The 12,449-nt window shown below is 43.7% G+C and carries 7 protein-coding genes; all 7 read right to left on the bottom strand.

Going from position 1 to position 12,449, the window contains the following annotated elements; translation table 11 throughout:
• Positions 1-194 precede the first annotated feature (194 nt).
• Positions 195-1,382: an elongation factor Tu gene (gene tuf / locus HNR63_RS12535; RefSeq protein ID WP_032101424.1), complete on the bottom strand. Its 1,188-nt coding sequence runs from the start codon at positions 1,380-1,382 to the stop codon at positions 195-197.
• A gap of 119 nt (positions 1,383-1,501) precedes the next feature.
• Positions 1,502-3,580: an elongation factor G gene (gene fusA / locus HNR63_RS12540; RefSeq protein WP_021095337.1), complete on the bottom strand. Its 2,079-nt coding sequence runs from the start codon at positions 3,578-3,580 to the stop codon at positions 1,502-1,504.
• 135 nt (positions 3,581-3,715) lie between these two features.
• Entirely contained in the window at positions 3,716-4,186 is a 471-nt protein-coding gene (rpsG, locus tag HNR63_RS12545) for a 30S ribosomal protein S7 (protein ID WP_021095338.1), read from the bottom strand.
• A 44-nt stretch (positions 4,187-4,230) separates the two neighbouring features.
• Positions 4,231-4,653 (bottom strand): 30S ribosomal protein S12, encoded by a 423-nt coding sequence (rpsL, locus tag HNR63_RS12550; RefSeq protein WP_003397652.1) that lies wholly within the window; start codon positions 4,651-4,653, stop codon positions 4,231-4,233.
• A gap of 102 nt (positions 4,654-4,755) precedes the next feature.
• A complete protein-coding gene (locus HNR63_RS12555; RefSeq protein WP_085788800.1) occupies positions 4,756-5,004 on the bottom strand; it encodes a 50S ribosomal protein L7ae-like protein in 249 nt (82 codons plus the stop codon).
• 125 nt (positions 5,005-5,129) lie between these two features.
• Positions 5,130-8,729: a DNA-directed RNA polymerase subunit beta' gene (gene rpoC, locus HNR63_RS12560; RefSeq protein WP_085788799.1), complete on the bottom strand. Its 3,600-nt coding sequence runs from the start codon at positions 8,727-8,729 to the stop codon at positions 5,130-5,132.
• A 49-nt stretch (positions 8,730-8,778) separates the two neighbouring features.
• Positions 8,779-12,339 (bottom strand): DNA-directed RNA polymerase subunit beta, encoded by a 3,561-nt coding sequence (gene rpoB, locus HNR63_RS12565; RefSeq protein WP_009361485.1) that lies wholly within the window; start codon positions 12,337-12,339, stop codon positions 8,779-8,781.
• Between the last annotated feature and the right edge of the window lie 110 nt (positions 12,340-12,449).

The following is a 12,449-nucleotide window of genomic DNA, read 5'->3' on the forward strand; positions in this document are numbered from 1 at the left end:
GGTGTGTCAGCAACCTTCCACTTCATCGCAGTCAAAGACCAACGTTTATTATTATATATAAAATTCATGGTCAATGCAAGCTTTTTATTTCTTTTCTCAACAAACTGCCTTTCCCATTATACATATTTCACAACTTATTTTCAATGGAACAAAAAAATAAGTGGCCTAGCTTGTCGCTAGACCACGTTTATCGATTACTCGATGATTTCAGATACAGAACCTGCACCTACTGTACGTCCACCTTCGCGGATCGAGAATTTTGTACCTTCTTCGATCGCGATTGGAGCGATTAATTCTACTGTCATTTCGATGTTGTCGCCAGGCATAACCATCTCAACGCCTTCTGGAAGTTGGATGATACCTGTTACGTCCGTTGTACGGAAGTAGAATTGTGGACGGTAGTTAGAGAAGAATGGAGTATGACGTCCACCTTCTTCTTTTGTTAATACGTAAACTTGCGCTTTAAATTTTGTGTGTGGAGTGATTGTTCCTGGTTTCGCTAATACTTGACCACGTTGTACTTCGTCACGAGAAACACCGCGAAGAAGCGCACCGATGTTGTCACCAGCTTCAGCTTGGTCAAGAAGCTTACGGAACATTTCAACACCTGTAACAGTTGTTGCTTTTGGCTCTTCAGAAAGACCGATGATTTCTACTTGGTCACCAACTTTTAAGATACCACGCTCAACGCGACCTGTAGCAACTGTACCACGACCAGTGATTGAGAATACGTCCTCAACTGGCATCATGAATGGTTTGTCAACTTCGCGTTGTGGAGTTGGGATGTACTCATCAACAGCGTTCATAAGCTCGATGATTTTTCCTTCCCAAGCTGGATCTCCCTCAAGCGCTTTTAACGCAGAACCTTTAATTACAGGAACTTCGTCTCCAGGGAAGTCGTATTCAGATAATAGATCGCGAACTTCCATTTCAACAAGCTCTAAAAGTTCTTCGTCGTCTACCATGTCGCATTTGTTTAAGAATACAACGATGTAAGGTACGCCTACTTGGCGAGAAAGAAGAATGTGCTCACGAGTTTGTGGCATTGGACCGTCAGCAGCAGATACAACAAGGATTGCGCCGTCCATTTGCGCAGCACCTGTGATCATGTTTTTGACGTAGTCAGCGTGACCTGGGCAGTCAACGTGTGCATAGTGACGGTTGTCAGTTTCATACTCAACGTGTGCAGTTGAGATTGTAATTCCGCGCTCGCGCTCTTCTGGAGCAGCGTCGATTTGATCATACGCGCGTGCTTCTGCTTTACCTTGTTTCGCAAGAACTGTTGTGATTGCAGCTGTTAAAGTTGTTTTACCATGGTCAACGTGGCCGATTGTACCAATGTTGACGTGTGGTTTCGTGCGTTCGAATTTCGCTTTAGCCATTATAATATCCTCCTTAGTGTTTTTTTATAAGTATAGAATGCTCGGAAGTGAAAGTGCACAGCACGTCCACTTCCAAGTCTTACATAAGTATTTATACTTGAACAATGCTAGAAAATCAATTATTCACCTTTATTTTTTTTGATGATTTCCTCAGCAATGCTCTTCGGAACTTCTTCATAATGGTCAAACACCATTGTGAACGTTCCGCGACCTTGTGTATTTGAACGCAATGTAGTTGCGTATCCAAACATTTCAGAAAGTGGAACCATTGCACGCACAACTTGTGCGTTACCACGAGCTTCCATACCTTCGACGCGACCGCGACGAGAAGTGATGTCACCCATAATGTCACCTAAATATTCTTCAGGGACGATGACTTCGACTTTCATGATCGGCTCAAGCAATACAGGGTCACATTTTGCTGCTGCGTTTTTCAACGCCATTGAAGCAGCGATTTTGAACGCCATTTCGCTTGAGTCAACATCGTGGTAAGAACCGTCGAATAGCTTCGCTTTAATGTCGACAACTGGATATCCAGCAAGGACACCGTTTTGCATCGCATCTTCAAGACCTGCTTGGATTGCAGGGATGTATTCTCTCGGAACAACCCCACCAACGATCGCATTTTCGAATTCGAAGCCTTTTCCTTCTTCGTTTGGCGAGAACTCGATCCAAACGTGACCGTATTGACCGCGACCACCAGACTGGCGCACAAATTTACCTTCAACTTGTGCAGACTTACGGAATGTTTCGCGGTACGCAACTTGTGGAGCACCAACGTTCGCTTCGACTTTAAATTCGCGACGCATACGGTCAACGATAATATCAAGGTGAAGCTCACCCATACCTGCGATAATTGTTTGACCTGTTTCTTGGTCTGTCCATGCACGGAATGTTGGGTCTTCTTCTTGAAGTTTTTGTAACGCTGTGCTCATCTTATCTTGGTCAGCTTTTGACTTCGGTTCGATCGCGATTTGAATAACTGGTTCTGGGAATTGCATAGACTCCAAGATTACTGGGTCTTTTTCATCACACAAAGTATCACCAGTTGTTGTATCTTTTAAACCTACAGCTGCCGCAATGTCACCCGCATAAACTTGTGCAATTTCTTCGCGGTGGTTTGCGTGCATTTGTAGAATACGACCGATACGTTCACGCTTACGTTTTGTTGAGTTCAACACGTAAGAACCAGAGTTTAATGTACCTGAGTATACGCGGAAGAACGTCAACTTACCAACGTAAGGGTCTGTCATAATTTTGAACGCTAACGCTGCAAATGGAGCATCGTCGCGCGCTTCACGAACTGTTTCTTCTTCTGTATCAGGAACAGTTCCTTTGATCGCAGGAATGTCGACTGGAGATGGTAAATAGTCAACAACCCCGTCAAGCATTAATTGAACACCTTTGTTTTTGAATGCAGAACCACAGAATACAGGGAAGAATTGCACAGAAATTGTCGCTTTACGAATGGCAGCTTTTAATTCTTCATTCGTAATTTCTTCCCCTTCTAAATATTTCATCATTAATTCTTCATCAAGCTCTGCAACCGCTTCGATTAACTTACCGCGATATTCTTCTGCCATATCACGATAGTCTTCAGGAATCTCGATGCGCTCGATATTTTTTCCTAATTCATCGTGATAATGGTACGCGCACATTTCAACAAGGTCGATGATGCCCGTAAATTGATCTTCTGCACCAATCGGTAATTGAACAGGGTGCGCATTCGCTTGTAAACGTTCATGAAGCGTTTTAACAGAGTATAAGAAATCTGCGCCAATCTTGTCCATTTTGTTGACGAAAACGATACGTGGTACGCCGTATGTAGTCGCTTGGCGCCATACTGTTTCTGTTTGCGGCTCTACGCCTGATTGTGCGTCTAATACCGCGACTGCACCGTCTAATACACGCAATGAACGTTCAACTTCTACCGTGAAGTCGACGTGTCCAGGTGTATCGATGATGTTAACGCGATGGCCTTTCCATTGAGCTGTTGTTGCCGCGGACGTAATTGTAATTCCACGCTCTTGCTCTTGCTCCATCCAGTCCATCGTTGCTGCGCCCTCATGAACTTCACCGATTTTATGAACGCGTCCTGTGTAGAAAAGAATACGCTCTGTCGTTGTTGTTTTACCGGCGTCAATATGGGCCATGATTCCAATATTGCGAGTGTTTTCTAAGGAGAACTGTCTTGCCATATGGATTTTTTCTCCTTCCTTATAATGAAGTATCGTAATTTAATTTACATATAGGAATATAGGCGAATGAGCGATGGGCATGCTTTTTTAGTTTCAACCGCATCGCTCTCACCTATTCTTAATTTAACGAAAAAATTACCAACGATAGTGTGCAAACGCTTTGTTTGCTTCTGCCATTTTGTGTGTATCTTCGCGTTTTTTCACAGCTGCACCTGTGTTGTTTGCAGCATCCATGATTTCGTTCGCTAAACGCTCTTCCATCGTTTTTTCTCCACGAAGACGAGCGTAGTTAACGATCCAGCGAAGACCTAATGTTGTACGGCGCTCTGGGCGCACCTCAACAGGAACTTGATAGTTTGCACCACCAACACGGCGTGCGCGAACTTCAAGAACTGGCATAACGTTTTTCAACGCTTGCTCAAACACTTCCATTGGATCTTTACCTGTGCGCTCACGAATGATATCGAACGCTGTGTAAAGAATTTTTTGCGCTTTACCTCTTTTACCGTCAATCATAATTTTGTTGATTAAACGTGTAACTAGCTTTGAATTGTAAATTGGATCTGGTAACACATCTCGTTTAGGAACCGGACCTTTACGTGGCATAGTTTTTCCTCCTTTCAGTAAAAATCAGCGAAAAATGATGCATGTTATTTCTTAGCTGCTTTTGGTTTTTTCGCACCGTATTTTGAACGACCTTGCATACGGTTCGCTACACCTGCAGTATCTAAAGCACCGCGAACGATGTGGTAACGTACCCCTGGTAAGTCTTTTACACGTCCACCGCGAATTAATACAACGCTGTGTTCTTGTAAGTTATGACCGATACCCGGGATGTAAGCAGTTACCTCGATACCGTTAGATAAACGTACACGGGCATATTTACGAAGCGCGGAGTTTGGCTTCTTTGGTGTCATTGTACCTACACGTGTACATACTCCACGTTTTTGCGGAGAGTAAACAGTTGTTTGAACTTTTTTGAAGCTGTTATACCCTTTATTTAACGCAGGTGATTTAGATTTCACTACCTTTTTTGTACGACCTTTGCGTACAAGCTGGTTAATTGTAGGCATGGTAAGTTTCCTCCCTTCACAATTAAATTCAAGCCCACACATCCAGGTGGCTCATTTTTATGCAAAAACAAAGTTTTTGTAGTAAACCCACAAAAACAGTTTTTAACGAATGATTGCAACAGCCGCTGCTCCTACATCGATTTTGCATGCTTTTCCGAGCTTTTTCATCGAGTCGACTTTATAAACAGGCACATTCGCTACATTCGCAGCTTCGATCACTTTGTCAATGATCGCTTGATCCGCATCTTCTGCGATCACAAGTTCATGTACCTTTCCATCTTTCAGAGCTCGTACTGTTTGTTTTGTTCCTACGATAATTTGTTTAGCCTGTGCGACTTTTTCATAAGACATGTAACATATCCTCCAAAGTGACAGGTTTTCGGAACACCTTTATTATGCTATCACTTTCTGAGAGCTATGTCAACTATATTTTTTCAACCTATTGCTAGCGAATGATGCTAGCAATAGGTTGACCGTTATTTTGTTGTCACAGCATCTTCATCTTTTGTTGTTTTAATGACCGGTTTTACTTTGCGATAGCGTGCCATTCCTGTTCCTGCTGGAACAAGTTTACCAATAATGACGTTCTCTTTTAATCCGAGCAATTCGTCGCGTTTTCCTTTGATCGCTGCATCCGTTAAGACGCGTGTCGTTTCTTGGAATGATGCCGCAGACAAGAACGAGTCTGTTTCAAGCGACGCTTTCGTAATTCCAAGCAATACTGGGCGAGCTGTTGCTGGACGTTTCCCTTCCATCAACACTTTCGCATTCGCATCCGTAAATTGATGGATGTCAAGCAACGTTCCTGGCAACAAGTCCGTATCCCCTGCGTCAATGACGCGAACTTTTCGAAGCATTTGGCGAACCATCACTTCGATATGTTTATCGCTAATTTCTACCCCTTGCATGCGGTATACTTTTTGCACTTCGCGCAACAAGTACTCTTGAACAGCATTCATATCTTTGACTCTCAATAGTTCTTTCGGGTCAATCGAACCTTCTGTTAGTTCTTGACCACGTTCAACCTTCTGTCCTTCTTGTACTTTGAGACGTGCGCTATAAGGGGCTGTATACGTACGCGTCTCGACTTCACCTTGGATGACGATCTCACGTTGACGATCACGCGTTTCATTAACGGCCACAACAACACCATCAATTTCTGAAATGACCGCTTGCCCTTTCGGATTACGCGCCTCAAACAATTCTTGTACGCGCGGTAAACCTTGTGTAATATCGTCTCCTGCTACCCCACCTGTGTGGAACGTACGCATTGTCAGCTGTGTACCCGGCTCACCGATCGATTGTGCTGCGATAATACCAACCGCTTCACCAACTTCCACTTCTGCACCAGTTGCCAAGTTGCGTCCGTAACATTTTTTACATACACCATGACGTGTATTACATGTAAATGCCGAACGAATCCACACTTCTTCAATGCCAGCTTTTACAATAGCATTTGCGATATCTTCTGTAATCATTTCATTTTCACGCACAAGCACTTCGCCTGTTTCCGGATGTTTCACCGTTTTGCGTGCGTAACGTCCAACGAGACGCTCTTCAAGCTTCACAATCACTTCTGTACCGTCTTTTAACGCACGAATTAACGTGCCGCGGTCTGTACCGCAATCGTCTTCACGAATAATGACGTCTTGTGCAACGTCAACGAGACGACGTGTTAAATAACCAGAGTCAGCTGTTTTTAACGCTGTATCTGCAAGACCTTTACGCGCTCCGTGAGTCGAAATAAAGTACTCAAGTACCGTTAATCCTTCACGGAACGAAGATTTAATCGGAAGCTCGATAATACGTCCTGCTGGGTTCGCCATTAATCCGCGCATACCTGCAAGCTGCGTAAAGTTCGATGCGTTACCGCGGGCTCCTGAGTCACTCATCATGAAAATTGGATTTCGTTTATCAAGCGACTCCATTAAGCGGCCTTGAATTTTATCTTTTGCCGCACTCCAAATTGAAATGACACGTTCATAACGCTCTTCATCCGTAATTAAACCGCGTCTAAATTGTTTTAATACCGTATCAACTTTCGCTTGCGCCTCTTCTAAAATTTCTTGTTTTTCCGGCAAGACAACAATGTCAGCTACACCGATTGTGATACCTGCTTTTGTTGAGTATTTAAAGCCAAGGTCTTTCATACGGTCAAGCATTTTAGACGTTTCTGTAATTTTGAAACGTTTAAATACTTCCGCAATGATGTTACCAAGAATTTTCTTCTTAAACGGCGGAACGAGTTCGCGTTTGCGAATTTCTTCTTTCACGTTCACACCTTTATCAAGGAAATATTTATCTGGTGTTCGTTCTTCAATGTTTTCTTGCGTCGGTTCATTAATATATGGGAATGACTTCGGCAAAATTTCATTGAAGATTAACTTTCCGACAGTCGTTACAAGCAACTTATTATTTTGCTCTTCTGTAAACGTTTCGTTTTTTAGCGAACCTGCATGGACAGCAATACGTGTATGCAGGTGAACATAACCGTTATGGTAAGCCAGCAACGCCTCATCAGTATCTTTAAACACCATTCCTTCGCCGACTGCACCTTCACGTTCCATCGTTAAATAGTAGTTTCCTAAAACCATGTCTTGTGAAGGAGTAACAACTGGTTTTCCGTCTTTCGGGTTTAAAATATTTTGCGCCGCAAGCATCAGTAGACGTGCCTCAGCTTGTGCCTCTGCCGAAAGCGGTACGTGCACAGCCATTTGGTCGCCGTCAAAGTCTGCGTTATAGGCAGTACATACAAGCGGATGCAAGCGGATTGCACGACCTTCTACAAGCGTCGGCTCAAACGCTTGAATGCCAAGACGGTGAAGCGTTGGTGCACGGTTTAATAGCACCGGGTGTTCTTTAATGACAGACTCTAAAACATCCCAAACTTCTGGGTGCACGCGCTCAATTTTCCGCTTCGCACTTTTAATGTTGTGCGCTAAGCCGCGTTCCACTAATTCTTTCATAACAAACGGCTTAAACAATTCAAGCGCCATTTCTTTTGGCAAGCCGCATTGATACATTTTTAAGTTCGGGCCGACGACGATAACGGAACGACCAGAATAGTCAACGCGCTTACCGAGCAAGTTTTGACGGAAACGACCTTGCTTTCCTTTTAACATATGGGAAAGCGATTTAAGTGGACGATTTCCTGGTCCTGTGACCGGACGGCCACGACGACCGTTATCAATTAGCGCATCAACCGCTTCTTGAAGCATTCGTTTTTCGTTTTGAACAATAATGTTCGGCGCTCCAAGGTCTAATAGACGTTTTAAGCGGTTGTTTCGGTTAATGACTCGACGATATAAGTCGTTTAAGTCAGATGTCGCAAAACGTCCACCGTCTAACTGTACCATCGGACGCAACTCCGGCGGGATGACCGGAAGCACGTCTAATACCATCCACGATGGGTCGTTACCAGAGTTACGGAACGCTTCAAGCACTTCAAGACGTTTAATCGTGCGAGCACGACGTTGTCCTTGTGCTGTTTTTAGTTCTTCTTTTAACGTCTCTACTTCTTTTTCAAGATCGATATCTTGTAACAGTTTTTTAATCGCCTCTGCACCCATTGAAGCTTGGAATGAATTTCCGTACTTCTCGCGATATGCGCGATACTCTTTTTCAGAAAGCAATTGTTTCTTTTCTAATGGCGTATCGCCTGGATCCGTCACGACGTAAGATGCAAAGTAAATGACTTCTTCTAGCGCACGAGGGGACATGTCTAAGACAAGTCCCATGCGGCTAGGAATTCCTTTAAAGTACCAAATATGTGAAACAGGGGCTGCTAGTTCAATATGACCCATGCGCTCACGGCGAACTTTTGCACGTGTCACTTCAACACCGCATCGGTCACAAACGACACCTTTATAACGAACGCGCTTATATTTTCCGCAATGACATTCCCAGTCTTTTGTCGGACCAAAAATGCGTTCGCAAAACAGACCATCTTTTTCAGGTTTTAATGTTCGATAGTTAATCGTTTCTGGTTTTTTAACTTCACCATACGACCAAGAACGAATTTTCTCGGGTGAAGCGAGTCCGATCTTCATATATTCAAACTTATTTACATCTAACAAGGGGCCTACCTCCCTTTTAATATCCAGGTTTTACCCTTATGTCCAAACGTTATTCTTTTACAACAACGCCTTCATCTTCTTTGGCTGACTCATCTGTAGGTGGGATGATGTCAACTGGTTGAACGTCATCATCTTCCCCGAAGTTTTCCATACTAATTTCTTTTTCATCGCTTGATAACACTGTTACGTCCATACCTAAGCTTTGTAGCTCTTTAATTAATACTTTGAAAGATTCAGGAACGCCTGGTTCTGGAACGTTTTCACCTTTCACGATCGCTTCGTACGTTTTCACACGACCAACGACGTCGTCTGATTTGACAGTTAAAATTTCTTGCAATGTGTAAGCTGCACCGTATGCTTCAAGCGCCCATACTTCCATCTCACCGAAACGCTGACCACCAAACTGCGCTTTTCCGCCGAGCGGTTGTTGCGTAACAAGTGAATATGGACCTGTCGAGCGAGCATGTAACTTATCGTCAACCATGTGCGCGAGCTTAATCATATACATAATACCGACAGAAACACGATTATCAAACGGCTCTCCTGTGCGTCCGTCATATAAAACTGTTTTCGCATCGCGCGCCATTCCTGCCTCTTCTAACGTTGCCCATACATCTTCTTCGCGAGCACCGTCAAATACAGGTGAAGCGACATGAAGGCCTAGCTTTCTCGCTGCCATTCCGAGATGCAACTCTAGCACTTGCCCGATATTCATACGCGAAGGTACGCCTAGCGGGTTTAACATGATATCAACTGGTGTACCATCTGGTAAAAACGGCATATCTTCTTCAGGTAAAATGCGCGAAATAACACCTTTATTTCCGTGGCGACCTGCCATTTTGTCACCTTCAGAAATTTTTCGTTTTTGTACAATATACACACGAACAAGCTGATTCACGCCCGGTGGCAACTCATCGCCATCTTCGCGAGTAAACACTTTAACATCAAGAACGATTCCGCCTCCACCGTGCGGTACGCGTAAAGACGTATCTCGAACTTCACGCGCCTTCTCTCCGAAAATCGCATGAAGTAATCGTTCTTCAGCTGTTAATTCCGTAACCCCTTTTGGTGTTACTTTTCCAACGAGCAAGTCGCCATCTTTTACTTCTGCACCGATGCGTACAATCCCGCGCTCATCTAGATTGCGAAGCGCGTCTTCACCGACGTTCGGAATATCGCGCGTAATTTCCTCTGGACCGAGCTTCGTATCGCGCGCTTCAGATTCGTATTCCTCGATATGAATGGACGTATATACATCGTCTTTAACGAGACGCTCGCTCATAATAATCGCATCTTCGTAGTTGTATCCGTCCCATGTCATAAACGCAACAAGCACGTTGCGACCAAGCGCTAATTCACCTTTTTCCATCGACGGACCGTCGGCTAAAATTTCACCCTTCTCAACGATATCTCCAGCCTTAACGATCGGGCGTTGATTGTAGCACGTTCCCTGGTTTGAACGAACAAACTTCAACAGACGATATTTATCTAAGTCACCTTTGACTTCTTTTCCATCGACTTCGATTAAACGGCGTACCCAAATTTCTTTCGCCTCGACTCGCTCAACAATTCCGCGATGCTTACAAATAACTGCTGCTCCGGAATCTTTCGCTGCGACATATTCCATTCCTGTACCGACAATTGGTGCCTCTGGCTGCATAAGCGGAACAGCTTGACGTTGCATGTTCGCACCCATAAGCGCACGGTTCGAGTCATCGTTTTCTAAGAACGGAATGCACGCTGTCGCCACCGACACAACTTGTTTTGGAGAAACGTCTACATAGTCGACACGATCTCGCTTAACAACGATGTTTTCACCACGGAAGCGAGCAACAACGTTTTCTTCTAAAAATGTTCCATCTTCCGCAATCGGAACGTTCGCTTGGGCAACGACGTAATTATCTTCCTCATCCGCCGTTAAATAGTCAATTTGATTCGTTACTTTCCCTGTTTCAGGATCGACTCGGCGATAAGGAGTTTCAATAAAACCAAATTTATTCACTTTCGCATATGTGGAAAGCGAGTTAATTAATCCGATGTTCGGACCTTCTGGCGTTTCGATTGGACACATGCGTCCATAGTGCGAGTAGTGAACGTCACGCACTTCAAAGCCTGCGCGTTCACGCGTTAAACCACCTGGACCAAGGGCAGAAAGACGACGTTTATGTGTCAATTCTGCAAGCGGGTTTGTTTGATCCATAAATTGCGATAACTGCGAGCTTCCGAAAAACTCTTTAATAGCCGCAATGACTGGACGAATATTAATGAGTTGCTGTGGTGTAATTGTGTTTGTATCTTGAATGGACATCCGCTCGCGAACGACGCGCTCCATGCGCGAAAGTCCGATTCGGAATTGATTTTGCAGCAACTCGCCAACAGAACGAAGTCGACGATTTCCTAAATGGTCGATATCGTCTGTATCACCGACTCCATGCAATAAGTTAAAGAAGTAGCTAATAGATGCAATAATATCTGCAGGTGTAATATGTTTTACCGTTTCTGGAATATATCCATTACTAATGACCGTGATGACTTTTTCGCCATCTGGGTCGTTTGGAGCATAAATTTTGATCGCTTGCAAAGCAAATTCATCTTCGACAACGCCCCCAAGCGGCTGGTATTTGCGCATACCAATCCCTTTTTCAAGCTCAGGTAAAATGCGGTCGAGCGTTCTCCGATCGAGAACCGTTCCTTTCTCAGCAATCACTTCACCCGTTTCCGGATGAACGAGCGTCTCCGCTAAACGTTGACCAAATAAACGGTTTTTAATATGGAGCTTTTTGTTAATTTTATAACGACCAACACTTGCTAAATCATATCGTTTTGGATCAAAGAAACGAGAGATGAGCAAGCTTTTTGCGTTTTCAACGGTAGGCGGCTCCCCTGGACGTAACCGTTCATAAATTTCAAGCAACGCTTTTTCTGTACTTTCTGTATTGTCTTTTTCTAACGTATTACGAATATACTCATTATCACCAAGTAAATCGACAATCTCTTGGTCCGAGCCAAAGCCTAACGCTCGTAATAATACGGTTACAGGCAACTTACGCGTACGATCAATGCGAACGTAAACAACGTCTTTTGCATCTGTTTCGTATTCAAGCCATGCACCGCGGTTCGGAATAACAGTAGCCGTAAAGCCACGTTTTCCGTTTTTATCTACTTTTCCGCTGTAATATACGCTCGGTGAACGAACAAGCTGAGAAACGATAACACGTTCAGCACCATTAATAATGAATGTGCCCGTTTCTGTCATTAATGGGAAGTCTCCCATAAATACATCTTGTTCTTTTACTTCACCTGTTTCTTTATTGATTAAGCGTACTTTCACCCGAAGCGGTGCTGCGTATGTAACATCGCGTTCTTTTGACTCTTCTACAGAGTACTTCGGCTCTCCTAAGCTGTAATCAATAAATTCTAGTGACAAATTTCCTGTAAAATCTTCGATCGGTGAAATGTCTTGAAACATTTCACGCAATCCTTCGTCGAGAAACCACTGGTAAGAAGAAGTTTGAATTTCGATTAAGTTCGGTAACTCCAACACTTCACTAATGCGCGCATAACTTCTTCGTTGGCGGTGTCGTCCGTATTGAACTAGTTGACCTGTCAACTGATTCACCCCTCAAATCAAACATTAATAACTTGTCATCAGACAAAAAAGAAATGGTTTCTTATAAGAAAACCACATGTTTGACCTATTATATATTTTATAAGTTTTTC

The organism is Anoxybacillus ayderensis (assembly GCF_013761015.1).
Lineage (GTDB): Bacteria > Bacillota > Bacilli > Bacillales > Anoxybacillaceae > Anoxybacillus > Anoxybacillus ayderensis.

What these genes read in the sequence shown, in the direction of transcription:
- rpsG (WP_021095338.1), bottom strand. Translation starts at nt 4,186, where the DNA reads ATGCCACGTAAAGGTCCGGTTCCTAAACGAGATGTGTTACCAGATCCA.
- tuf (WP_032101424.1), bottom strand. Translation starts at nt 1,382, where the DNA reads ATGGCTAAAGCGAAATTCGAACGCACGAAACCACACGTCAACATTGGT.
- fusA (WP_021095337.1), bottom strand. Translation starts at nt 3,580, where the DNA reads ATGGCAAGACAGTTCTCCTTAGAAAACACTCGCAATATTGGAATCATG.
- HNR63_RS12555 (WP_085788800.1), bottom strand. Translation starts at nt 5,004, where the DNA reads ATGTCTTATGAAAAAGTCGCACAGGCTAAACAAATTATCGTAGGAACA.
- rpsL (WP_003397652.1), bottom strand. Translation starts at nt 4,653, where the DNA reads ATGCCTACAATTAACCAGCTTGTACGCAAAGGTCGTACAAAAAAGGTA.